This is a genomic window from Erwinia sp. BNK-24-b, from assembly GCF_047456155.1.
Classification (GTDB): domain Bacteria; phylum Pseudomonadota; class Gammaproteobacteria; order Enterobacterales; family Enterobacteriaceae; genus Erwinia; species Erwinia phyllosphaerae.
This window is the reverse complement of sequence record NZ_CP179901.1, coordinates 1,506,776-1,530,281: the sequence shown is the minus strand read 5'-3', so window position 1 is coordinate 1,530,281 and position 23,506 is coordinate 1,506,776. Positions and strand designations below refer to the sequence as shown.

General features: G+C 57.8%; 17 protein-coding genes. 4 read left to right on the top strand and 13 right to left on the bottom strand.

Translation table 11 applies throughout. The annotated features are described in order from the left end of the window. The first annotated feature begins 246 nt into the window (after positions 1–246). Complete coding sequence (locus ACMGGR_RS06880) at positions 247–1,200, top strand: nickel/cobalt transporter (protein WP_414148473.1); 954 nt, start codon at positions 247–249, stop codon at positions 1,198–1,200. Positions 1,201–1,335: 135 nt separating this feature from the next. On the opposite strand, the gene ACMGGR_RS06875 is transcribed toward ACMGGR_RS06880, so the two are convergent. Continuing rightward, positions 1,336–3,741 carry a TIM-barrel domain-containing protein gene (locus tag ACMGGR_RS06875; RefSeq protein ID WP_414148472.1) on the bottom strand — a complete coding sequence of 802 codons (2,406 nt, stop codon included), beginning with the start codon at positions 3,739–3,741 and terminating at the stop codon, positions 1,336–1,338. Between the two features lie 13 nt (positions 3,742–3,754). Then, positions 3,755–5,056, bottom strand: coding sequence for an MFS transporter (locus ACMGGR_RS06870; protein WP_414148471.1), 1,302 nt, complete (start codon positions 5,054–5,056; stop codon positions 3,755–3,757). Positions 5,057–5,432: 376 nt separating this feature from the next. On the opposite strand from ACMGGR_RS06870, the gene uxuA reads away from it, so the two are divergent. The 3 genes from uxuA to uxuR all read left to right on the top strand — a co-directional run bounded on the left by uxuA (position 5,433) and on the right by uxuR (position 8,958). Then, complete coding sequence (gene uxuA / locus ACMGGR_RS06865) at positions 5,433–6,611, top strand: mannonate dehydratase (RefSeq protein ID WP_414148470.1); 1,179 nt, start codon at positions 5,433–5,435, stop codon at positions 6,609–6,611. Positions 6,612–6,633: 22 nt separating this feature from the next. Beyond that, entirely contained in the window at positions 6,634–8,049 is a 1,416-nt protein-coding gene (gene uxaC / locus ACMGGR_RS06860; RefSeq protein ID WP_414148469.1) for a glucuronate isomerase, read from the top strand. Between the two features lie 120 nt (positions 8,050–8,169). Next, a complete protein-coding gene (gene uxuR, locus ACMGGR_RS06855) occupies positions 8,170–8,958 on the top strand; it encodes a Uxu operon transcriptional regulator (RefSeq protein WP_414148919.1) in 789 nt (262 codons plus the stop codon). A 96-nt stretch (positions 8,959–9,054) separates the two neighbouring features. On the opposite strand, the gene ACMGGR_RS06850 is transcribed toward uxuR, so the two are convergent. From ACMGGR_RS06850 to fes, 11 genes are all read right to left on the bottom strand, one after another. After that, a complete protein-coding gene (locus ACMGGR_RS06850; RefSeq protein WP_414148468.1) occupies positions 9,055–10,491 on the bottom strand; it encodes a glycoside hydrolase family 1 protein in 1,437 nt (478 codons plus the stop codon). A 176-nt stretch (positions 10,492–10,667) separates the two neighbouring features. Then, positions 10,668–11,666 carry a YncE family protein gene (locus tag ACMGGR_RS06845; RefSeq protein ID WP_246758071.1) on the bottom strand — a complete coding sequence of 333 codons (999 nt, stop codon included), beginning with the start codon at positions 11,664–11,666 and terminating at the stop codon, positions 10,668–10,670. Positions 11,667–11,782: 116 nt separating this feature from the next. Then, entirely contained in the window at positions 11,783–12,205 is a 423-nt protein-coding gene (gene entH / locus ACMGGR_RS06840; protein ID WP_414148467.1) for a proofreading thioesterase EntH, read from the bottom strand. Further along, the gene (dhbA, locus tag ACMGGR_RS06835) at positions 12,205–12,957 is read right to left on the bottom strand and encodes a 2,3-dihydro-2,3-dihydroxybenzoate dehydrogenase (RefSeq protein ID WP_414148466.1); all 753 of its coding nucleotides are present in this window, start codon (positions 12,955–12,957) and stop codon (positions 12,205–12,207) included. Before dhbA ends, entH begins: the two co-directional genes overlap by 1 nt. Then, positions 12,954–13,805 carry an isochorismatase gene (locus tag ACMGGR_RS06830; RefSeq protein WP_246757774.1) on the bottom strand — a complete coding sequence of 284 codons (852 nt, stop codon included), beginning with the start codon at positions 13,803–13,805 and terminating at the stop codon, positions 12,954–12,956. Before ACMGGR_RS06830 ends, dhbA begins: the two co-directional genes overlap by 4 nt. A 14-nt stretch (positions 13,806–13,819) precedes the next feature. Beyond that, positions 13,820–15,430 (bottom strand): (2,3-dihydroxybenzoyl)adenylate synthase, encoded by a 1,611-nt coding sequence (locus ACMGGR_RS06825; RefSeq protein ID WP_414148465.1) that lies wholly within the window; start codon positions 15,428–15,430, stop codon positions 13,820–13,822. 10 nt (positions 15,431–15,440) lie between these two features. Beyond that, a complete protein-coding gene (locus tag ACMGGR_RS06820; protein ID WP_414148464.1) occupies positions 15,441–16,619 on the bottom strand; it encodes an isochorismate synthase in 1,179 nt (392 codons plus the stop codon). A gap of 202 nt (positions 16,620–16,821) precedes the next feature. After that, positions 16,822–18,075 (bottom strand): enterobactin transporter EntS, encoded by a 1,254-nt coding sequence (gene entS, locus ACMGGR_RS06815; protein WP_414148463.1) that lies wholly within the window; start codon positions 18,073–18,075, stop codon positions 16,822–16,824. Then, entirely contained in the window at positions 18,072–21,989 is a 3,918-nt protein-coding gene (locus tag ACMGGR_RS06810; protein WP_414148462.1) for an enterobactin synthase subunit F, read from the bottom strand. The genes entS and ACMGGR_RS06810 overlap by 4 nt, the downstream gene beginning before the upstream one ends. Then, a complete protein-coding gene (locus tag ACMGGR_RS06805; RefSeq protein WP_246757779.1) occupies positions 21,986–22,198 on the bottom strand; it encodes an MbtH family protein in 213 nt (70 codons plus the stop codon). Before ACMGGR_RS06805 ends, ACMGGR_RS06810 begins: the two co-directional genes overlap by 4 nt. Beyond that, positions 22,185–23,423, bottom strand: a complete 1,239-nt coding sequence (fes, locus tag ACMGGR_RS06800; protein WP_414148461.1) for an enterochelin esterase — start codon at positions 23,421–23,423, stop codon at positions 22,185–22,187. Before fes ends, ACMGGR_RS06805 begins: the two co-directional genes overlap by 14 nt. Positions 23,424–23,506 lie beyond the last annotated feature (83 nt).

The following is a 23,506-nucleotide window of genomic DNA, read 5'->3' as shown; positions in this document are numbered from 1 at the left end:
AGGGCCGCACTGTTCGGTACAATCGAATTTAAGAAGCCCGTTTAAGGAAGTTTAAACGGGCTTCTTGCCGTCTATGCATTAATTTTACCGATAACAGCCAGGCGGAATAACACCTGGAACAATGTTTTTGAATTTCAGCTTATTAAAACTCATTGTTTAAATTTGGCAGAAGTAACGGGGGCAATCCTCGTGCCCCCGCTTTTATTGGTTTCACGCAGCTGTCATAAAGCCGCTAAGCAGGAAAAGATGAAGGCACACTCTCTTAATAAGCCACCGCAAATAGCCTTGCTCAGCGCTGGCGGCGCGCTTTGTCTTGCGCTGCTTTATCTGTTTGCCCGTCATTGGGGCGACGTTGTGCAGTATTGCCTGGCGCTGCAAATCACCCTGCACCGTTATCTGGTGCTCTACATGCTGCAACAGCGCGATCACCAGATAAGCGGCGGACTGATGCTGATCTTTGGCAGCTTCGTTTATGGCTTTTTGCATTCTGTCGGACCAGGACACGGTAAATTTGTTATCACGACCTATCTGGCTACCCATCGCCAGCACCTTAAAATAAGCAGAGCGATCACCTTACTGGGCAGCCTGATGCAGGGCGTTGTCGCCATCGTTTTTATCGTGGTGCTGGCAATACTGTTTAACCTGTCAACGGGCGATCTCAGCCGCAGCCGTTACTGGATAGAGAAAGCCAGCGCTTTGCTCATCGCGGTTTTCGGTCTGGCCTTACTTTTTCGCGCGGCAGGCATTAACCCGTTATCGCTACTGCGCCGACGTGCGCATTCGGATCATCATGCGGAGTGCGGATGTAGCCATAAGCATCAACCGACGGCCGACGAGCTAACCGGCGGCTGGCGCAACGCGCTCTGGGTGATTGCCACTATTGGTATCAGACCCTGTAGCGGAGCGCTGATGATTTTGCTGTTTGCCAACGCAATCGGCATGTTTAGCTGGGGCGTGGCTGCGGTACTGGTCATGTCGTTGGGAACCGCGCTATCGATTACGATTCTGGCAACCGTTGTTCATCACGCCAGAGAATGGGTACTGACTGCCAATGCAGAATGGGCAACGCGGTATGCGACCGCGCTGACAAAACTGACGATGACGCTGGGCGGGCTTATCCTGATCCTGTTTGCGCTGGTGTTATTTACCACCGTTATCCCGGTCAGCGCTAACGGCGACTTTATCGCCGCCGGATGTTGAGGAACACAAAAAAGCTGGCTTCAGTGCCAGCTTTTATTTTTAGCTAAGATAATGGAAGAAGTCGTTCCTGTCCCGCATAGTTAAAATAACGCCACGAACTTATAAAGTCCGTGGCGATTTTACTCTGTAGCGAACTTACTCTGCTTCCCACGCTTTTTCTGGCAGTTCTGCCACGATAGCCGCAGCCCCGGCGGCCTGTTCTACGCCGTTAATAAACAGGCGACGCCGTTCCCCTTTGGGCAGCAGAACGGCCAGCTGTTGCCAGGCCGGTTTAAAATGCCCTTTACGAGAGAGTGTTAATCGTACCGCGTCGGCGTCGCACTGCATTTCCCAGTCAACCAGCAGCGCATTGCCCTCTTTGTAGCCCCAGGATTCACCATCATCTTCAAAGAGCGACCCGCTGGCCGTTCCGGCACCCTGTAGCGGAAACAGTCGCAGCTCGCGGTAATTATCGGCGCTGACGTCAACGTGTTGCAGACGCTGGCTTATCGGCAGTCCGGCTCCGGCACGGACCAGCAGCGGCAGCCTTTCCAGCGGCGCGGGCAGTGAGATCCACTGTCCGCCGCCGTACCACTGACCGCTATAAAAGTCATACCAGCCGCTCTGGTTATCCGGCAGCCACAGGCGACGCTCGCGCTGTCCCGGCTCTACCACACTTGCCACCAGCAGATCGCGACCCAGCATAAACTCGTCGCATTCATTAAAGGTCTGGGCATCGTGCTCATGGTCAAGAAAGGTCGGGCGCAGCATTGGCTCATCGTCACAATAAGCCTGCCAGAGCAGCGTATAAAGGTAGGGCAGCAAACGATAGCGTAACGCAATAGCCTCGCGTACGGCAGGCGTCACGGCGGGATACATCCAGGGTTCGTTAACGGTGCCGTCATCGTTCCAGGAATGGATAGTAAAACGAGGATGCATAACGCCGTTTTGTACCCAGCGCACAAAGAGCTCCGCGTCCGGCCTGTCGCCGGAAAAACCGCCAACGTCGTGCCCCACGTTGTATAGCCCGGAAAGGCTCATGCCTAATCCCATACGAATGTTATAGCGCAGCGAGTGCCAGCTGGTACGGTTATCGCCGCTCCACGTCTGCACATAGCGTTGCATCCCGGCACAGCCAGAACGGGAGATTAAAAAAGGTCGTTTTTCCGGCGCGAAACGCTGCTGCGCTTCCATTGAGGCGCGCATCATCAACAGCGGCATTACCGGGCGAATATTTTTAATCGCCAGCGGCTTGCCGAAGCCGTGGCAGCGCGCTTCACCGTCCCAGACCTCATACTCGTTATTGTCGTTCCAGCTGGCATCAATTCCTTTTGCCAGCAGCTGGCTGGTGAGGTTTTCCTGCCACCAGGCTATCGCGCCAGGATGGGTAAAATCCAGATGGGAACCTTCATCATCCCAGAACACAGAACGTTCCGGCGCGTCGCTTTCTGAATCCTGAATAAACAGCCCCTGTTCGGCCACCTCCTGGTAACGAGGATGATCCTGCAACAGGCAGGGCTTGATATTTGCCGCCAGCCGCAGACCGGCCTCGTGGAAAGCCTGGCTCATCGCTTCCGGCTGCGGCACCTTTTCACTGTTCCAGTGAAACACGTAGCGCTTGTCGTTAATCGAGGTATAGCCGGAGGAGAGCTGGAAAGAGTCACAGGGGATCGCGTGCTGCTGGCACAGGCTGATAAAATTCAGCAGCTGCGCCTGGGCGTCTGGCGCGTCCGTATAATGCATGGTAGAGCCGCTGTAGCCCAGGCTCCATTTCGGTCCAAAAAAGGTTTTCCCGGTCAGTCGGACAAAAGCTTTGGTCACGTCAACAATGCGCGCAGCGGCAAAAAAGTAGTAGTCGATATCACCGCTTTCCGCCTGCCAGCGGCGATAAGGCTGATGATAGTTATCCAGCTCGTTACCCAAATCAAACCAGCTGCTGCTCAGGTTGTCGTAAAAAACGCCGAAGCTGGCTTCGCCCCGGTGGGTCAGCGTAAACGGAATGTGCTTATAAAGCGGATCGGTTGACTCGGCGTTATAGCCCATCGCGTCCAGGTTACGCATTTCATAACGCTTGCCGTTGCGCTGCAAATCACCGGCTTTTTCGCCCAGGCCATAGTAGCGTTCGTCACTCATCCGGCGCTGATAGTGGGCAACGCCATCGCCGTGTGCGTTGACCAGATAGGCACCGCTGGGACGATCGCTGGCCAGCAACGTCCATTCACCGTCATTGTTACGATAGTGCCATTCCAGCCACAGCGGCTGATGCACCGTGACCCTGAGCCGCGCCGTGGCGATAACCAGCCGGTCATCCTGTTCACTAAGCGAGTAGCCAGGCAGGGAAAAACCGGCCAGGCTCGCACGCGGACGCCCCTCCCACGGCACATCCTCTTTCGGCGCGATGCTCCAGGTACGGTCCAGCGCCAGCTCGCCGTGACGTTTAAGCGTCACCCGTATCAACTGCTGTTCCAGCACGGCCAGAGTGAGCAAATGGCGGTTATCCACCAGCAGTTCAATACTATTGTTGTCCGAGGCGTTTAAGGTCCAGTGCTTAAGCGTTTTCATCGTTATCTTCTCTTCAGGCGCGCATGGCGCGGCGTTCAGCAATAAAAGCAATCAGAAACAGTGCGCCGATCAGGTCGAAAAAGCCCATCGCGATAAACAACGGATTGAAGCCAATTTTGTCCGCCGTGATGCCGATAAGCAGGGAAAAAAGAAAGCTGGATATCCACGCGAAGGAGCCGCGCATGCCGTTGACGGTCGCCATTTCTCCTTTATCGAATTTCTCTACCACCAGCGCACTCAGCATGCAGGAGATAATCTGGTGCCCAAAGCCGCCAACGGAGATTAAGGCAATGGCGACATAAGGGTCTTTGGTTACGGCAACCAGCGCCAGCGACAGCATTAAAAATGCGCCGGTAATCGAACTGGCCACGACGCTGTTTACCTGGGTACAGCCAAACAGCCGGGTATAAAGACGTGTCAGATAGCCGCTGGCAACGCTGCCCAGATCGGCGGCCAGAAACGGTAGCCAGGCGAACATGGCAATCTGTTTTAAATCCATCCCCAGCTCGTTGGCCAGATAAAGCGGTACCCAGAAGCTTAAAACGCCCCAGGCTGGCTCAGCCATAAAAGCGGGGATCGCAATACCGTAGAAGCGTTTGTTTTTTGCCACCGATTTGAGCGCGCGGAAGAAGCTCTGCTTGACGGCTGGCGGCTCATTATCCTGCTGGATCAGCGCCAGCTCCTGCGCGCCCAGGTTGGGATGCGTCGCCGGATTGTGATAGAAAAGCGCCCAGAGGCCGACCCAGGACATCGCCAGAAAACCGGTAAACAGGAAAGCGCCCTGCCAGCCAAATGAGGCGTGGGCAAAATAGATAATGGGCGGAGCCAGCATCGCGCCGATGGAAAAGCCTACCCCGGCCCAGCCTGCCGCTATCGGCCGCTCTTTTTTAGGAAACCATTCGCCTAGCACTTTGGCATTAGCTGGCGTTGCCGCGGCCTCCGCGCCGCCCATGATAAAACGCAGAATGGCTAACTGTAGCCAGCTTCCGGCGCCCGCATGCAGCAGGCAGGTTAGCGCCCAGATCGTCGCGCAGATCATAAAGCCGATCTTCAGGCCGATGACGTCAATCAGCCAGCCGCAAATCGGCTGGAACAGGGTATAGGCAAGCTGAAAAGCGCCCACTATCCAGGAGTAGTGTTCCGTGGTGATCCCCAGGCTGGTTTTCAGCTCGGGCGCCAGAATCGCCAGCGAGTTACGGGTGATATAGTTAACCGTAACGCCGGTTAAAAACAGGATCAGTACCCACCATCGCAGGTTAAGGAAAATACGTTTACTGCCTGTGGCGCTTATTTGTCTTTCTAAACTGCGGTTCATCTGTGTCTCCATGTTCACGAGCGTGCCCCGCCTGGCGTCCGGCATGTCGGTCAGATTAAATTGGTCAACCAATTTAAAGCCAGGGCTATCGTCATTATTTATCGTTTCACCATCGAAAAAGACAGGACAAGGATGCGCCCACAGTCCGTAAGGATAAGCTGTCGCAGGGACTTACATCAGCGAAACAGCACTGGCATCACGAGCAGGAGTGAAACACAGTTCCGTTTTCGGGTCGCCAGCGTCGTTTTACATTTGTGACGTGGTTAACCAAATTACGTGTTCTGGTTGACTTATTTCCGGCGGTGTCCGATTCTGCCTCTACTGGCGACGAGCGCTGGCAATTAGCCGCCGCTTCGCTCTCTCTGGAGGTTAAAAAATGGAACAAACCTGGCGCTGGTATGGCCCCAACGACCCCGTTTCTCTTGCCGATGCAAGGCAGGCTGGCGCAACCGGCATTGTCACGGCGCTGCATTCGATCCCTAATGGCGAAGTCTGGTCGCAGGAAGCCATCCGCGAACGCAAGGCGATAATTGAAGCCGCCGGCCTGGTGTGGTCGGTGGTGGAAAGCGTGCCGATTCATGAAGAGATTAAAACCCGCAGCGGGCAGTGTGAGTTATGGATCGAAAACTATCAGCAGACGCTGCGTAACCTGGCGGCGTGCGGTATCAAAACCGTTTGCTACAACTTTATGCCGATCCTTGACTGGACGCGCACCGATCTGGCGTGGGAACTGCCGGATGGTGCAAAGGCGCTCCGCTTCGATCAGATTGCTTTTGCCGTGTTTGAGCTGCATCTTTTACGGCGTCCCGGCGCAGAAGCCGACTATACGGACGAAGAGATCGCCCAGGCCCAACAGCGCTTTACCCACATGAGCGAAGCAGAAAAAACGCGGCTGATTAACAACATTATTGCTGGCCTGCCGGGCGCTGAAGAAGGCTATACCCTTGACCAGCTGCGCGAACAGCTACGCCGTTATGCCGATATCGACAAAGCCAGACTGCGCGAAAACTTCAGCCATTTCCTGCACGGCATTATTCCGGTAGCGGAAGAAGTGGGCGTGCGCATGGCGGTGCATCCGGACGATCCGCCGCGCCCTATTCTGGGCCTGTCGCGCATCGTTTCTACCGCCGACGATATGCAGTGGATGATCGATACGGTCAAAAGCATGGCGAACGGCTTTACCTTCTGTACCGGTTCGCTGGGCGTCCGCGCCGACAACGATCTGGCCGCTATGGTTGAACGGTTCGGGCCACGAATCTACTTTGCCCACCTGCGAGCAACCCAACGCGAGGAAAATCCTAATAGTTTTCATGAAGCTGCGCATCTGGCGGGCGACGTCGATATGTTTGCGGTCGTCAAGGCGATTGCCAGCGAAGAGTATCGCCGTAAAGCCGCCGGACAAGAAGATCTTATCCCGATGCGGCCCGATCACGGTCATCAGATGCTGGACGATCTGCAGAAAAAGACCAACCCCGGCTATTCGGCTATTGGTCGCCTGAAGGGCCTGGCGGAAGTGCGCGGCGTTGAACTGGCCATCCATCGCGCTTTCTTTTAATCCTTAACGCAAGAGCCTTACGATGCACAAATTTATGGACGCCGATTTCCTGTTAAAAAGCGAGCCCGCCCGCCAGCTCTATCACGATTACGCGGCGGCTATGCCCATTTATGATTTTCACTGCCATTTAAATCCGCAGGAGATCGCCTGCGATCGCCGCTTTGATAATCCCGGTCAGCTCTGGCTGGATGGCGATCACTATAAGTGGCGGGCGATGCGTGCCGCGGGCGTGAGCGAAGCGTTAATCACCGGGAAAAACAGCACGGACTACGAAAAATACCTGGCGTGGGCGCATACCGTGCCCAAAACCCTGGGTAATCCGCTGTATCACTGGACGCATCTGGAGCTGCGCCGTCCCTTTGGCATTACCGATACGCTGCTGGGGCCGGATACCGCTAAGGCTATCTGGGACAGCTGCCGGGAAAAGCTGGCGACGCCGGAATTTTCGGTGCGCGGCATTATGCGACAGATGAACGTGCGGATGGTTGGCACCACTGACGATCCTGTTGATTCGCTGGCCTCACATCGCCAGATTGCCGAAGACGATAGCTTTGATATCGACGTCGCGCCGAGCTGGCGGCCGGACAAAGTGTTTAAAATTGAACTCGACGGATTCACCGCCTATCTGACAAAGCTGGAAGCCGCAGCGGACGTGGCTATCGACAGCTTTGACGCGCTGCGCCGCGCCCTGCTCCGTCGTCTCGACCATTTTTCCGCGCACGGCTGCCGGGCTGCCGATCACGGTATTGAAACGTTACGTTTTGCCCAGCCGGTAGATGACGCCACGCTGGATGCCATCCTGGCGAAGCGCCGACGCAACGAACCGCTGGCAGAGCTGGATATCGCGCGTTTTACCACCACGGTACTGGTCTGGCTTGGGAGTGAATACGCGCGGCGCGGCTGGGTAATGCAGTATCACCTTGGCGCGCTGCGCAACACCAATACCCGGATGTTCCGTCAGCTTGGCGCGGACTGCGGCTTTGATTCTGTTGGCGACGGCCTTATCGCCCTGCCGCTGGCTCGCCTGCTTGACTGCATGGACGTCAACAACCAGCTACCGAAAACTATTCTCTACTGCCTGAATCCCAGAGATAACGAAGTGCTGGCGACCATGAGCGGTAATTTTATGCAGGAAGGCGTGGCCGGAAAGGTTCAGTTTGGTGCCGCCTGGTGGTTTAACGACCAGAAAGACGGCATGCTGCGCCAGCTGGAGCAGACGGCGCAGATGGGTCTGCTCAGCCAGTTTGTCGGCATGTTGACCGACTCTCGCAGCTTTCTCTCCTATACTCGCCATGAATATTTTCGCCGTATTCTCTGTAATATGCTGGGCGAATGGGTCATGGAAGGCAGCGTGCCTGATGACAGGAAGCTCCTGGGAAGCATGGTGCAGGATATCTGTTTTAATAATGCGCAGCGCTATTTTGCCGCGGCATCTTAGCCTGATTCGGCCGCTCCGGAGAAAAGGCGCGGCCAGCAACAGGTCCGATACTTCGTACCGGTATGTTATAGTCCGCTTTTACATAGCGGCACCCGGCAGGTTAACCAGCATAAGAACATGATGAAATTAAACTCTTCTCAACAGCGTCCCTATCAGGAAGTTGGCGAAATGCTGCGCAAGCTGATTGCGCAAAAACCTTACGCTATCGGGGAGCGTCTGCCGCCTGAACGCGAAATCGCCGAGAAGCTGAACGTAACCCGCACTCTGGTACGCGAAGCGCTGATCATGCTGGAGCTGGAAGGATTAATTGAGGTCAGGCGCGGCGCGGGGATCTTTGTCCTCGGCGAGCGTATGACGCCGGAGCCTGTTGCCCATGAAGCAAGCAGCTGCAACGATGCCGGCCCTTTTGAAATGCTACAGGCGCGCCAGCTGCTGGAAAGCAACATCGCCGAATTCGCCGCCATTCAGGCGACGCGTGACGATATCCGTAAAATGCGGCAGGCGCTGGAGCTGGAAGAGAGAGAGCTGGCTTCCGGCGCGGTTAATGAAACCGAAAACGGCGATATGAACTTTCACCTGGCGATAGCGCAGGCGACGCATAACAGCATGCTGGTGGAGCTGTTTAAACAGTCCTGGCAGTGGCGCGAGAACAATACCATGTGGAGCCAGCTGCATCGGCATCTGGCCAATACGCACTACCGTAAAGAGTGGCTGAGCGATCATAAAAAAATTCTGGTCGCGCTGATTAAAAAAGATGCCCGCGCGGCAAAGCTTGCCATGTGGCAGCATCTGGAAAACGTAAAGCGCCGCCTGCTGCAGTTTTCTGACGTGGACGACATCGATTTTGACGGCTATCTGTTTGACTCCTGGCCGCTGGACAAGGTCAGCGACCAGCAAAAAGAAAGCTAAGGCCTTAATTTATTTCCGCCCCGACAAGCTATAAGACCTGAACGAAGCCATAAGACGATTTCAGCCTGCCGGGCAGGCTGAATAAAGGAAAAGGTCTTAGCTCAGGTCGCTGCCGTTACCGGCAATCACTTTCTGATACCAGTAAAACGATTTTTTCCTGTAGCGGTTACCGGTGCCGGAAATGGTGTCGTCCAGATCGACATAGATAAAGCCGTAGCGCTTGCTCATCTCGCCGGTGGACATACTGACCAGGTCGATACAGCCCCACGGCGTATATCCCATCAGCTCTACGCCATCCTCAATCGCCTCTGCCATCGCTTCAATATGCTGGCGCAGATAGTTAATGCGATAGTCATCCTCGACGTTGAAATGTTCATCCGGCTTATCCACCGCGCCCAGGCCGTTTTCGACAATAAACAGCGGCTTTTGATAGCGATCGTACAGCAGATTCAGCCCAATACGCAGGCCAACCGGATCGATTTCCCAGCCCCAGTCGCTGGCTTCAAGGAACGGATTGCGCGCGCCGCCCAGCAGATTTCCCTGGGTGCCAGCCGCGTCGGTATGCGTTTTGTTGATGGTGGTAGACATGTAATAGCTGAAGCCGATGTAGTCCACCGTGTGCTGTTTAATTAACGCCAGATCGCCCGGCTGGATATCCAGCTTCACGCCAAGCTTTTGCCAGAGGCTTTTGGCGTAGTAAGGATATTTGCCGGTAACCTGCACGTCGGCGCAGTAGTAGTTAAACGACTGCATTTCCTGGAGCGTGGCCAGCTGGTTCAGCGGGTTACAGTCATACGCATAGGCGGTAGCGAAAATCACCATACAGCCAATCTGAATAGCGGGATTGGTCTCGTGGGCAATTTTTACCGCCAGGCTGCTGGCGACAAACTGGTTGTGCCACGCCTGAAACTTCGCCTGCGGATCCAGCGCGCCGGTTTTTACCGTCATGCTCTGGCTCATCATCGGGAAATGCGCCGCGCTGTTGATCTCGTTAAAGGTCATCCAGTATTTTACTTTCTGGCCGTAGCGCTCCAGCACCGTGCGGGCAAAGCGCTCAAAGTGGCCGATAACGTCGCGGTTTTTCCAGCCGCCAAATTCGGTGGCCAGATGCAGCGGCATCTCATAATGCGAGATAGTGATAACCGGCTCGATGCCGTGCGCGATGCAGGTGTCAATAACCTCGTCATAATGACGCAGGCCCGCTTCGTTAGGCTGCAACTCTACGCCATTGGGATAGATGCGTGTCCAGGCAATTGAGAAGCGATAGCATTTGAAACCCATCTCTTTAAATAGCGCAATATCTTCGCGGAAGCGATGATAGTGATCGATGCCTTTATGGTTGGGATAGGTATAGCGAGAGGGATCAACGGTGAAATCAAAGTCGGGAGAGGACACGATAGCCAGGCGTTCTTTGCCGCCGGGAATGGCATCGACGATTGAGAGTCCTTTACCTTCCTCATCATAAGCGCCCTCAACCTGATTCGCGGCGGTCGCTCCGCCCCACATAAAGCCTTGCGGAAACCTTTCTTTCATTGCATTCATCCTTTTTAAAACGGCAGGTTTTAACAGCAATTGATTGAAGCACCGGAGGATTTTAAAGCAAAAGCGGCAGCGCTAACAGGAACTAATACGGCGAGGGAACAATAGCTGACAGGAGCTGTTCACTACGCGGAAAGAAAAATCCCGGAAGCCAGGCCTCCGGGAAAGGGTTACAGCGCGACGCGCATAACGTCGTCAGGTGCGGTGGCTTCCTGCTTGCGGGAAGAAGCCTGCTTGATGGTGATATAGAGGGTCTGGCCGTCCGGCGACAGCGCCAGGCTATTTGGATGCGTCGGCGCTTTAAGGGTTTTCAGCACCTTATAGGTTTTGCCGTCAATAATGCTGACCTCGCCCGCGTCGCGGTGGGTCACGTAGATCTCGTTGCGCTGCGGGTTAAACAAGACCGCCAGCGATTCTGGCACGGCGACTTTCTGCATAACCTTACCGTCGCGGGTATCTACCACCAGCAGCTCAGCCTGCTTAGAGTCGGTGATAAAAGCACGATGCGCAGCCGTATCCAGGCTGATGTTCAGGAAGAAATGCTCGCCTTCGGCCAGTTTTACCTTCGATAACAGCTTGTTGCTGGTGGTGTCGAAGGTAAACAGCTCGTTATCACCGCCCGTGGCATACAGTCGGTGCGCCTGCGCGTCCAGCGCCAGACCGGTAGAACGCTTGCCTAAGCCGGTAAAGGTATGGCGCAGCGTCAACGCGTCGCCGTCCACCGCCCAAATCTGGCTTTCTTCGCCCACGCCGCTGACGTAAACGGTATTGGTACTTTCATCTACCACCAGCTCGCGCGGCGCAAGCGGACGGAAGGTCTCGCTGCGCGGACGCTTATCCAGCACCAGACGTCCTTTAACGTCGCCGCTTTTTGCATCAATAGCCGTTATTGCGCTGTTCAGCGTATTACCAATAAACAGCGTGTCGGTTTTGGTATTGATAGCGGTGCCGAAAGGCTTCAGGTCATTGTGAATGGCCTGGGTAATCGCCAGCGTCTGCGGGTTCAGGCGATAAACGATGCCGCCCTTGTCCAGCTGGCGGCTTTGCGAGGTAGAGACATAAAGCGCCTGCTGAGACGGGCTGTAAGCCATTTCGTAAGCGCCTTTGCCTACCGGCTGGCGTAGCGGATCGGTGGTTTCACTGTGGGCCGGCAGCGCGGCAGCAAACATCGCCAGCGTCAGAAGATACCCTTTTCCGCGGCTGAAATTAAAATTCATATTCTCTCCATGTAATTAACGTTATGAAAACGGCGGACGGCCGCAGAAGCTACAGCAGCCGCGAATGCTTATCCTAAGATGGCTGTTGTCAGCCGCGCGGTGCAGCAACGCCGATCCCGCTCGTCAAAAATAGCGATTTCCCAGACCTGCTGGCTGCGCCCCAGATGCAAGGGCTGGCAGACGCCGCGAACGGTGCCGCCGGTCACGGCACGATGGTGGCTGGCGTTAATCTCGGTGCCAACCACGCACTGTCCTTCCTGACTGGTCAGAAAACCCGCCATCGAGCCCAGCGTTTCCGCCAGCGCCACCGAAGCGCCACCGTGCAGCAGGCCAAACGGCTGCTGCGTGCGGGCATCGACCGGCATCGATGCCTCCAGTTCCACCTCATCCAGCCGCGTGAAAATCATGCCAAGATGGGCGACCATCGATCCGTCCCCCATGCGATTCAGCTCGTCCAGGCTCAGCTGGCGTTTCCAGATTGATTTTTGCATTACGCCCCCAGCGTACTTCCACCGTCAATCACGATATCCTGCATGGTGATATGGCTGGCTTGATCGGACGCAAGAAACAGAATAGTGCTGGCGATCTCCTGCGGCCGGGCGATTTTGCCCAGCGGGATACCGACCTTAAACTGTTCCGCAAAGCCGCGAATACGCTGCTGCTTCGCATCGGGGCTGTGCCACAGCGTGCGTTGCATATCCGTATCGGTAGAGCCAGGCGATACCAGGTTGCAGCGCACGCCGTAACCCGCCAGCTCCAGGCCAACGGTCAAACTAAGGCTGCGCAACGCCGCCTTGGAAGCGCCATAGGCAGACATGCCAATGCGCGGGCAGTGTGCCGCATCTGATGCAACAGTGACGATAGCGCCGCCGCGCTGGGCGCGAAATACCGGCATCGTCTGCTGAAACAGGTTAAACGCACCGCCGACGTTAACTGCCATCACCGCCTGCCAGTCAGCCACGTCCAGCTCGTCGGTGGCTCCCATGCGCAAAATACCTGCGCCGTTCACCAGCACATCCAGCCGTGGCGTTTCCAGCAGCAGCCGCTGGCAAACATCTTTGACCTGCTGCGCATCGGCCACGTTCAGCTCGTGCGTCTGGAACGGATAGTCAGCCTGCGGAAACGCCAGATCCAGCCCGATTACCTTTGCGCCCGCATTGTGAAAAGCCTGCGCGGTAACATAACCGATGCCTTTTCCGGCACCGGTTACCCATACGTGTTTGTCCGTAAAATCGAAACTCATGCGCGCTCCCGCGTCAGCAGACGCCACCAGGCCGCCAGCGTGGGCTCTTTAGCCAGCATGACAAAGTCGATATCGTCGAACGCTTTGCGCCAGCGTGCCGCCAGCGCCATCATGCGTACCGAATCCAGACCGTAGTCGATCAGGTTTTCGTCATCTTCCGGCGTTTCGTCCTCGTCCAGCATCGGCTGTACCAGCGCGCGCAGCTGTTCAATGCTCTGCGGCACCGGCAGCAGATCTTCGGTCATGACGACTTTCCCGGCACGCCCGGCGGTGTATTTCAGCGCCATCAAATGCTCGTCGCGGCTGAAGTCGGCCAGCGCATCCGCCACCATAAAAGGCTGCACGTCGCGCATAAAGGCATCGATAGCGGTGGTCAGGCAGCCGATATGGGCATACACGCCGCAGATAATCAGCTGGTCGCGGCCGGTTTCCTTCAGATGCTGCTCCAGCGGCGAACGGTGGAAGGCGCTATAACGCCATTTTACCAGCACTTCGTCGCCCTCTTCCGGCGCCAGTTCGGCGACTACCTTCTGCTGCTCCGGATGCTTGTTCAGGCCCGGCCCCCACATATCGTTCAGCAGCGCGCGGTCTTTATCGCTCTGATGGTTCGGCTGCGCCGTGTAGTAAACCGGAATATTGTTCTGACGGCAGTAGCTGCGCAGCGCCGCGATGTTGCTGATGACCTGTTTGATCATCGGGCAATCTTCGCCCCAGAAATTGATGAAGTAGTTCTGCATATCGTGAATAAGCAGCGCACCGCGCGAAGGGTCAAACGCCCACTTCACCTTGTTTTCAGGCAGATCGGCTGCGGTCGGCAGTGCATAGGCTTTTAGTGCAGGAATAGACATGTTTTCTCCAGAATTCAGTTAGTTTGCGCGGCCAGCTGGTGACGCAGCAGTTTCTTATCCACTTTGCCAACGGGCGTCAGCGGCAGCTCGTCAACCGTTTCGATGCGGTCGGGCAATTTGTAATCCGCAACGCCCAGCTCGCGCAGATAGCGGCGGATCTCTACGGCGCGCACGGGGCGCTTGCCGACAATAAAGGCGCAGCTTTTCTCACCTAGCAGGCTGTCTTCCATGGAGACCAGCGCGACGTGCAGAATCGCTTCGTGGCGCAGCAGTAAGTTTTCGATCTCTTCCGCCGCTATTTTTTCACCGCCGCGATTGATCTGATCTTTCTCGCGACCCTGCACGCAGATATAGCCGTCCGGCGTAATGGAAATCAGATCGCCAGAGCAGTAGAAGCCGTTGGCGTCAAAGGCGCTGGCGTTGTGCTCCGGGCTGCGATAGTAGCCGCGAAACGTGTACGGGCCGCGCGTCATCAACCGTCCGGTTTCGCCCGGCGGCAGCGGATTGCCCTGCTCGTCCGCGACCCAGACTTCGTCATCCGGGCTCATTGGCTTGCCCTGGGTTGAGCAAATATGCCAGGCGTCGTCGTTCAGCTGCGTGTAGTTGACCAGCCCTTCCGCCATGCCAAACACCTGCTGAAGCTGACAGCCGATTTCCGCCGGAATACGCGCTGCCAGCGCTTCGCTTAACCGCGCCCCGCCAACCTGCAGCAGCTGCAGCGAGCTGAGCGCACGACTGGTGCCCCACTCCTGAATCGCCTGTAGCCAGAGGCTGACCGCTGGCGGCACCAGCGCCGTAACCGAAATCTGATGTTTTTCAATGAGCGGAAAGCAGAGGTTGGCGCTTGGATCGCTCGCCAGCACGACGCAGCCGCCGCCGTAAAACACGCCTAAAGAGCCGGGCGAGCTGAGCGGATAGTTATGCGCTGCCGGTAGCGCGCAGAGATAGCGAGTTTTTTCGTTAAACCGGCAAACTTCCACGCTGCGACGGATACTGTAATAGTAGTCGTTGTGCGTACGTGGGATCAGCTTTGGCGTCCCGGTACTGCCGCCGGAAAGCTGGAAAAATGCCACTTCGTCAGCCTTTGAAGGGGCGGCAACAAAATCGCCCTGCGCTTCAGCGATCAACGCTTCCAGCGAGATATCATCCTCGCGGGCATTACGCAGCACCACTTCGCGCAGCGAGGGATAGCGCTGGCGCAGCGGCTGTAGATAGTCGTCGCTGGCAAACAGCGCATGCTGCCGATCGACGATCAGCAAGGCGGGTTCAATCTGGCTGGCGTAGGCATCCAGCTCCTGGCGCTGGTGGCTGAACAGCGCGTTGACCGGCGCTACGCCGATTTTCAGCAGCGCAAACAGCACGATATAAAATTCCGCCACGTTGCCTAACTGCACCAGCGCGGTATCGCCACACTTCAGGCCGCGACGCTGTAAGGCAGCAGCGAGACGGCTGCTGGCCGCTTCAAGCTGCTGATAGCTGTATTCGCGGTCGCCTTCAATCAGCGCCGTGCAGGAATTATCTGCCTGACGCGACAAAATGTCCGTCAGCGGCAGATCCAGCCAGTAGCCTTTTTCACGGTAGCGGGCAGCAAAATCGGCTGGCCAGCGGGAATAGGAAATCGTCATGGAAATGTCCTTATTGCAGTCCAAATACGTGCAGCATGGTGCTGAGCTTGACGCCGGTTTCGCGCCACTCCGACTCTGGCGACGAGGCCGGAACAATGCCCGCCCCGGCGAACAGGCGGATATTTTTTCCGGCCAGGGTGCCGCAGCGGATGGTCACCACCCATTCGCCGTTGCCTTCGTCGTCACACCAGCCAACGATGCCGCCGAACAGCTGACGATCGAACGGCTCCAGCTTTTCAATCCACTGGCGGGCCGCAACGTGCGGATAGCCGCTGAGCGCAGGCGTAGGATGCAGCAGGCAGGCCAGCGAAAGCGCCGTTTCCTGCGCCGAGCTGGTTTTGCCTTCAATCGCGGTCGCCAGATGCCACAGCGTTGAGGTGGTAATCAGCTCAGGCTTGTCCGGCACGTTCAGGTGACTGCTGCGCGGCTTCAGCACGTCGTGCATCGCGCTGGTGACCAGGCGGTGTTCATAGCGATCTTTCTGTGAAAACATCAGCTGTTCGCCAACGGCCAGGTCCCGCTCTTTGTCGCCGTGGTCGCGGCGTGCGGAACCGGCCAGCGGCAGCGAAAAGTAGGCCTCGCCAGATTTACGCAGCAGCAGCTCCGGGCTGGCACCCAGCAGCGTACTGCCATCCGCCAGCGGAACGTGAAAGTGATAGCTGGTGGGATTGAGCGCCACCAGCCTGTTCATCAGCGCGGCGGCGTTGACCGGCTCTTCCGTCGTGATATCGATCAGGCGCGATAGCACCACCTTGTCTAAACCTGGCTGAGCGGTCGCTTCTGCCGCTCGCGCCACCATCTCCTGAAACTCTGCCTGCTCGGGAATGGCCCGGCGGCCTGTAATAACCGGATTTGGCGTAGCGCTGGCCCGTTGGGCTGCGGCAATCTGCTGCTGGCGCGAAAAGGTTTCCGCGCGTTCGGGGATAAACAGAGCGGAAGGCTGCCGCGTATCGAACGGAATAGCGCCAACCAGTATCGGACGCGCGATCCCCTTCTCTTTTGCCGCTGCAAAGGCGCTACGCACCTGTTGCTGAAACGCGCCCTGCAAATTGTCGCCGTCGGCGGCAGGACAGGTGACTTCGGCGAAGCGACCCTGAGTGATTAAGCTTTTCCACGCGGATCCGAAGAAAAAGCTCTCGGTTGAGAGAGGAACTGATGTTTTAACGTCATCAGCACAAAGCGTCTCCATATCGGCCTCCAGCCACAGCGATAATAAGGTTAATAATGATTATCATTTGCATTATCAACGCGTAACTTTAAGTAAATATTTTGTGATGTCAAGCGCCGTATCACAGTTTAAAGAAGCGGAAAACCTCACGCCGCGACCTGGCGCAGTATTAGCGCCTTTAAACTAAGCGTGTACCCTGCCCGCAGAAGCTGGCAGGGCAAGATTATTTTGCGACGCTTTCTACCGGCTCGGGAACCGGCTGGCGATAGCGCCTGAGGGAGCCGAAAGCACAGGCCAGTACGACGCCGATAAGCGCCAGTCCCAGCCCGCTGCTGCTGGCAGCGGCGGCAGGTAGCATGACGGTGGTCATGGCACCCAGCAGCAGCGCCCCCAGAGAATCACCCATCACGTTTTGCGCCGTCCACAGGCCGTTGATGCGGCCCAGCATGGCGTCCGGCGTCAGATTCTGGATCAGCGTGTATTGCAGCAATGCGCTTAGCGCGCTCAGATAGCCGAACAGCATCAGGCACAGCGCGCCCGCCTGCCAGTAAGGCATCAGCCCGCATAGCCCTACCGCCGCAAAAGCCACAATAGCGCTCAGCAGCATCACCAGCCCGGGGCGTGGATGCTGTGCCAGACTACCGCTGGTTAACGCCCCGGCTGCCGCACCTAAAGGGATAGCCGCGTAGAGAAAGCCAATTTGCTGCGCGCTCAAATCCCAACGCACTGCCAGCGCCGGATAGAGCACCCGCACCGCCGTCGCCATAGTCAGCAAAGCGCCCACCAGCGCCACGCCGCCAATCAGTGGATGCCTGAACAAAAATTTCAGGCCTTCCAGCAGCGCATGCAGCGGTTTGGCGTGCGACTGCGGCGGCGGCGGGAGCTGCGGCAAACGCAGCAGCGGGATTAGCGTAATAAAGCTACCCGCCGCCGCCAGCGCAAAGTCCCAGAAGACGCCGCCGGAAGCCAGCAGCACGCCGCCCACCATGGGCGAAATTACCGCGCCCAGCCTGACCGTCAGCATAGTGATAGCACCAGCCTGCATCAGGTTTTCGCGCCCCACCAGCGCGGGCGTGGCGGCAAGCAGCGCCGTTACGCCAATCGCGCCGAAGAAGCCGTCCCACAGCCCCAGCAGATAAATCACCGTCAGTGAAGGCGACGGCAGCGCGGCATTGATGCACAGCCCAATAAAGCCCAGCCCACAGGTAGAACGGGCGAACAGGATCAGGCGGCGGCGCTCGTGACGATCTGCCAGCACGCCGCCGTACATCAGGCCGGTAAACAGCGCCAGGCCGGTCAGCGTGACCGCAAGGCTAACCTGCAACGAAGAACCGGTCAGCGCCTGGATCTGTACCGGCACGCCGACGCCCAGCAGGCCCAGCGCCAGGATCGAGATAAAGCGGGCGATAAATACCGCCCGAAAAGCAGGATGCGTTTTCAGCAGGCTAAGGCTGAGCATAAAAGCGTGTTTTTTCATCCGGTCGCCTGGTTAAGAAGTTGGTTGAGGCGTGGGCCAATATGGGTGAACGCTTCCGCCGAAATAATATCGACGTGGGCGCACTCAACTGGCCAGGTTTGCAGGCTGTCCAGCCAGGGCGCCCAGGCCGTCTGCGCATCCTGACCGGGCTTAAGCGTTTTTTGCGCCACAAAAAGCGTTGCCTCGCCCGCAAAATGACGGCTTTTTGCGGTGGCCAGCAGTCGTACGGCGTCGCCATAGTTGCCTTCGATAGTGCTGAACAAATCGTTGCTCGCCGCCGCTTCCAGCGACTGACGCAGCCCCTGTTGCGCCGCCATAAAGGCTTCGCGCTCGCGATTGATTTCCGCCAGCACCTCTTCGTCCAGCTGCTCCGTACTTCCCCAGCTTTGCGTTTCAGGCGGCCAGGTATCCAGCAAACCAAGGAACGCCACTTGTTCCCCTGCGGCCTGCAAACGTGCGGCAATGGCGTGCGCCAGCGTGCCGCCAAGCGAGTAGCCCATCAGATAATAAGGCCCATGCGGCTGCTGTTGGCGCAGCGTGGCCAGATGGTGGTCGCATACCTCATCCAGATTATCTGCCTGCTGCATTGGCCCGCGTGGACGCGGCGACTGAATGCCGATTAGCGACCAGCGCGCATCCAGATAGCGTTGCAGGATGCTGAACTGCCAGGCGAAACCAGAAGCGGGATGGAAGCAGAACAGCGTGGGGCCGTCCGTACGGCGCAGCGGTAAAATCGTTTCCATACCTGCACGGCTCGCTTCCTCTTCCGTTTGCTGCTGCGCGAGCTGAGCGGCCAGCGCGCCGACGGTTGAAGCAACCATCACCTGCCCGACCGTCACCGGACGATCGAGGCGGCGGCGCAGATCGACCGCCAGCCGCATTGCCAGCAGCGAATGGCCGCCGAGCGCGAAGAAATCGTCGTTAACCGAACGCACCTCGCATTCCAGCAGGCGGGCGAAAGCGTCGGCCACTATGGTTTCCACGCCCTCCGCTGGCGCACGCCCTTCTGCACTTGCCAGCTGCGGCAGCGGCAGCGCTTTGCGATCCAGCTTGCCGTTAGCGCTGAGTGGGAAAGCCTCCAGCTGCACCAGCACCACCGGCACCATGTGCGCGGGCAGACGTTCGCTCAGCTGTTCACGCAGCACGGCCAGATCAAGCCCGCCCGCTGCGGAAACCACATAGCCGACCAGCTGGCGCTGATCGCCGCCTGCGCTGGCGTTACCCAGCACGCACGCGTTGGTCACCGCCTGCGCTACGTTATCCAGCGACAGCAGCGCCTGATCGATCTCACCCAGCTCGATCCTTTGCCCACGGATCTTAAGCTGATCGTCGCTGCGGCCCAGATATTCCACCGCGCCATCGCTGAGCCAGCGCGCCACGTCGCCGGTGCGGTACATTATTTCACCGTCGCTTTGCGGATCGGCAATAAAGCGGCTGGCGGTCAGATCCGGACGCGCCAGATAACCCTGGGCCAGCTGCACGCCGGTCAGGTAAAGATCGCCTGCGATCCCTGGCGGAACCGGCTGCATGTTGCCGTCGAGAATGCGCAGCCCCGTGTTCCATACCGGATAGCCAATCGGCACGCTGGAGCCGGTCACCTTTTGCAGCGCTTCGCCGTAAGCCGGATACCAGCTGACGTCCACCGCCGCCTCGGTCGGGCCGTACAGGTTGTGCAGCGGCACGCCGGTTTTGGCCTGCCACTGACGGCAGAGATCGGTCGGCAGCGCTTCGCCGCTACAGAAAACGCGACGTAGAGAGGCGCACGCGCCGTCATCCTGCAACGCCGCCACGAAAGCCGCCAGCATTGAGGGAACAAAGTGCGTGGTCGTAACGCGATAGCGGCTAAACAGCGCCTGTAGCGCCTGCGGATCGCGATGCGCTTCCGGTGGCGCCATCACCAGCTGCGCACCGGTCAGGAACGGCCAGAAAAACTCCCAGACCGACACGTCAAAGCTGCACGGCGTTTTTTGCAGGACGACATCATCTGCGCCCAGCGGATAGTGGTTTTGCATCCACAGCAGTCGGTTAACAATCGCTTTCTGCCCGACCATGACGCCTTTTGGCCTGCCGGTTGAGCCAGAGGTATAGATGACGTAGGCGGTATGGTGCGGACGCGACAGATCCTGCTCGATGGAGCCAGCGGATAAAGCAAGCGGCGCGTGATAGCAGAAGCTCTGCACGCCAGCATCAAAGCGGCTTCGCTGCTCTTCAGTGGTAATCAGCAGGCGCGGCGCGGCATCTTCCAGCATCATATTCAGTCGGTCTGTCGGATAACCGGTGTCCAGCGGGAGCCAGGCGGCGCCCAGCTCGACAATCGCCTGCAGCGAGAGTGACAGAAATACTGAGCGCGGCAGCGCCACGGCCACAATATCCCCCGCCTGAACGCCTTTTTTCTTCAGCTCATGCGCCAGCGCCGTGACCTGCTCGCGCATTTCACGATAGGTAAAATGATAGTGTTCATCGGCCAGGGCCGACGCGTCTGGCGTGCGCCGCGCCTGTTCGATAATCAGGCTGCTCAGCGTCGTCACCTTAACGTCAACTGCCGTATCGTTAACCTGCTGCAAGAGCTGTTTCTCACCAGGATGCAGCAGGTCTGCGCGGCCACAGTCCATCTGCGGATTGAGCGCAAACTGGTTAAGCAGCAACGGCAGCCTGTCCAGATGCGCGCGCAGCGTTTGTGCCTGATAGCGTTCGGCGTTCGCCAGCACTTCCAGCGATACGTTGCCCTGCTCGTCAAGATAAAGCGCGATTTCCAGATCGCGAACCGGCCCGGATGCCAGCTGATGCGTCACGCCTTCCATCCCGGCAAAATCGAGGCGGTAATCAAACATCTTCAGGTTGATCACCGGCCCGAACAGCGGGCTAAGCTGGCCAATATCGCGCTGGATCTGCTCGGCATCGTAACGCTGGTGGCGACGCACCTTTTTCAGCTGCTGCTGGAGCCGCTCGGCCAGCTGCGGCAGCGTGGTGTGGGGCTCAATGCGCACCGCCATCGGCAGGACGTTCAGTACCGGTCCGGTCGCGCTTAACGCCGCCGATCCCAGACGGCGCATAAAAATAAATCCGGCGCTGTATTCACTCCTTCCGCTAAGGCGCGCAAGCCACACCGTTACCAGCGCCAGCGCCAGTTCCGCCGCGTTAAGGCTGCTCTGCGCCAGCAGCGTCTGAAAATCTTTGCTGTCGAGCCGTAAGTGCTGGCGGATTAGCCGCGTGGTGGCGCTTTGCCCGTCCAGCGGCAGCACCGAGAGGCTGGCCGGCATCGGTAACTGGCTGGCCTGCTCCTGCCAGAAAGCGGCATCGCGCTGCCTGGTCGCCGAGGCGTTGTAGCGATCGTACTCTTCCACTACTTCGCTAAAAGGCACAAACGGCGTTGGTTGCGGCGGCGTCCCTGCGCAAAGCGCCGTATAAATTTCCGCGATACGGCGGGTAATCGCGGTAAAACTGAAGCCGTCGACCACCAGATGATGGAAACGTTGATACCAGTACCAGCGCGTGTCGCTTAAGCGGAAAATGATATGGCAATAAACCGGGCTGCCGCTGCTGATGCGTAAATCCTGATCGAGATCCTGCTGCATTGCGGCCAGCGCCGAAGCAACCGGATCGGCCTCCTGACGGAGATCGACACAGCGCGGCGCGGCGAAAACAGCGTTGTTATCAACCCACTGCACCGGCACGCCATCCTGCTCATCAAAACGCATGCGGAGCGTGTCGGCCTCCTGCATGCCGCTGACTACCGCCTGACAAAGCAGCGGCTCGTTCAGTTCGCCGTTCAGCTCGACGTAGTGCGCCACGCTCCAGGCGTTGACCTGCGGCGAAAGCTGCTCCGCCATCCAGATGCCTGGCTGCGCGGCAACCAGCGGCATTACCTGCTGTTTTATTTTCTTCACCAGCGTTTCGCCTGTTTCAATAGTCATGATGTTTTCTCCGCTGCGGCGCAATCCGGGGTCAGGTTCTGCCAGCGGCCAGCCAGCCAGTCGTTGCAGGTCTGCTGCGTAGCCGGGCCATACACCCGCTGCCAGCCTGCCGGCAACGTACAGTGTTCAGGCCAGAGGCTGTAACGCTTGCCGTTTTGCAAAATGAAAAACGGGCCCTCTGGGCGATCGAAAGGATTACTCTGTTCCATCGAAAACTCCGGATAAGTGAAAAGGTTGCCACAGCGTGGTCAGGCCGTTGATCAAACCGCCGCGCCAGCAAAGCGCATCGTGCCCGCCGTCGAAAAGGCGATAGTGCAGCGAGGGATGTGCCCTTTGCAGTAGCGGATAAATATGTTGATTAGCCCGTAAAATAACCGGCTCACGCAGGCCAGCTTCCAGATAAATGCGCAGCGGGCTACCCTTGCCTAAACCTTTGGTAAGCTGCTCTGCCAGCCAGCCAGGTTCGCCCGTCTTTTGACGATGCGGCCACCAGAACGAGCCGGACTGGCTCAGCACGCAGCCGAAGCGCTGCGGCCAGTGCAGGCCAGCGTAAAGCGCGGAAAGGCCGCCAAAACTCTGCCCGGCAACCACCGTTGTCGTGGCATCGTCGCGCCAGCTAACCTGCGTGGACAGCAGCGGCAGCAGCTCTTCCTGGACGGCCAGCCAGAAATCGGGATTACAGGTAAGTTCCTGACCGCGATGCTGCGTATCAATCGCGTCGATGAGCAGATAGACCGCTGGCGGCAAATGGCCGCAGTTGGTTTCCGCCTGTAGCGCTGGCCATACCGGCATCTGTTCTGCCCAGAATTTGCCGTCCAGCAAAATGGCGAGCGGCAGCGGCTGCGGGCTTTCGCCGGTGGTGAAAAGCCATACCCGGCGCTGATTGCCCAGGCGCTGGCTTTGCCACTGGATGCAGCGAGGCGCGGTAAATTCGGTTTCATTTTTGTCCCAGCCCGGCTGCGCGGGTGCCTGCGGTAAATGCAGCGCGGAGGCGGGATGACCACGTCCCCCCTGCCAGCTGTTGGGATTAAGCGGATCGGCAATGGCCTGCGGCAACAATTTGCGCCAGCCTTCGCGCAGCGCCGTGCGATCCGGCGGCTGTTGCAGCGCGGCGGCGGAAAAGTCGTTTTCGCTGGTGGAAGGAATCAAACAGTAGCTGCCGCGCCAGCTGGCGTTCAGGCGAACCTGCCACTGCCAGACGTCGCTGCCGTCAATACGCTGTAAGCTTTGCGGCGCGCGCGGCTGATGGTGATCGGTCACGCCGGTTATATAGATCCAGACCCATTTAACCGGTGAAGTCAGCTCCCCACCGGCCGGGTCCTGCCAGTAAAACGTCACGGTGCAAATATCGCCCTCCGTCACGATTGAAGGCGAAACCAGGCCAGGCTTTTGCGGCCAGGCTACAACAGGATCGCTTTCTAAACTGCCAGCCATATCATTGCCTTATATAAGAGGTAAAACCGGAACGGCGTCAATTTTATTGATAATAATTTTCATTTGCAATAAGAAAAGGTGAC

What these genes read in the sequence shown, in the direction of transcription:
- ACMGGR_RS06870 (WP_414148471.1), bottom strand. Translation starts at nt 5,056, where the DNA reads ATGAACCGCAGTTTAGAAAGACAAATAAGCGCCACAGGCAGTAAACGT.
- ACMGGR_RS06825 (WP_414148465.1), bottom strand. Translation starts at nt 15,430, where the DNA reads ATGACGATTTCCTATTCCCGCTGGCCAGCCGATTTTGCTGCCCGCTAC.
- ACMGGR_RS06875 (WP_414148472.1), bottom strand. Translation starts at nt 3,741, where the DNA reads ATGAAAACGCTTAAGCACTGGACCTTAAACGCCTCGGACAACAATAGT.
- ACMGGR_RS06810 (WP_414148462.1), bottom strand. Translation starts at nt 21,989, where the DNA reads ATGACTATTGAAACAGGCGAAACGCTGGTGAAGAAAATAAAACAGCAG.
- ACMGGR_RS06845 (WP_246758071.1), bottom strand. Translation starts at nt 11,666, where the DNA reads ATGTTTGCTGCCGCGCTGCCGGCCCACAGTGAAACCACCGATCCGCTA.
- uxuR (WP_414148919.1), top strand. Translation starts at nt 8,170, where the DNA reads ATGAAATTAAACTCTTCTCAACAGCGTCCCTATCAGGAAGTTGGCGAA.
- dhbA (WP_414148466.1), bottom strand. Translation starts at nt 12,957, where the DNA reads ATGAGTTTCGATTTTACGGACAAACACGTATGGGTAACCGGTGCCGGA.
- fes (WP_414148461.1), bottom strand. Translation starts at nt 23,423, where the DNA reads ATGGCTGGCAGTTTAGAAAGCGATCCTGTTGTAGCCTGGCCGCAAAAG.
- uxuA (WP_414148470.1), top strand. Translation starts at nt 5,433, where the DNA reads ATGGAACAAACCTGGCGCTGGTATGGCCCCAACGACCCCGTTTCTCTT.
- ACMGGR_RS06805 (WP_246757779.1), bottom strand. Translation starts at nt 22,198, where the DNA reads ATGGAACAGAGTAATCCTTTCGATCGCCCAGAGGGCCCGTTTTTCATT.
- entH (WP_414148467.1), bottom strand. Translation starts at nt 12,205, where the DNA reads ATGCAAAAATCAATCTGGAAACGCCAGCTGAGCCTGGACGAGCTGAAT.
- ACMGGR_RS06830 (WP_246757774.1), bottom strand. Translation starts at nt 13,805, where the DNA reads ATGTCTATTCCTGCACTAAAAGCCTATGCACTGCCGACCGCAGCCGAT.
- uxaC (WP_414148469.1), top strand. Translation starts at nt 6,634, where the DNA reads ATGCACAAATTTATGGACGCCGATTTCCTGTTAAAAAGCGAGCCCGCC.
- ACMGGR_RS06850 (WP_414148468.1), bottom strand. Translation starts at nt 10,491, where the DNA reads ATGAAAGAAAGGTTTCCGCAAGGCTTTATGTGGGGCGGAGCGACCGCC.
- entS (WP_414148463.1), bottom strand. Translation starts at nt 18,075, where the DNA reads ATGAAAAAACACGCTTTTATGCTCAGCCTTAGCCTGCTGAAAACGCAT.
- ACMGGR_RS06820 (WP_414148464.1), bottom strand. Translation starts at nt 16,619, where the DNA reads ATGGAGACGCTTTGTGCTGATGACGTTAAAACATCAGTTCCTCTCTCA.
- ACMGGR_RS06880 (WP_414148473.1), top strand. Translation starts at nt 247, where the DNA reads ATGAAGGCACACTCTCTTAATAAGCCACCGCAAATAGCCTTGCTCAGC.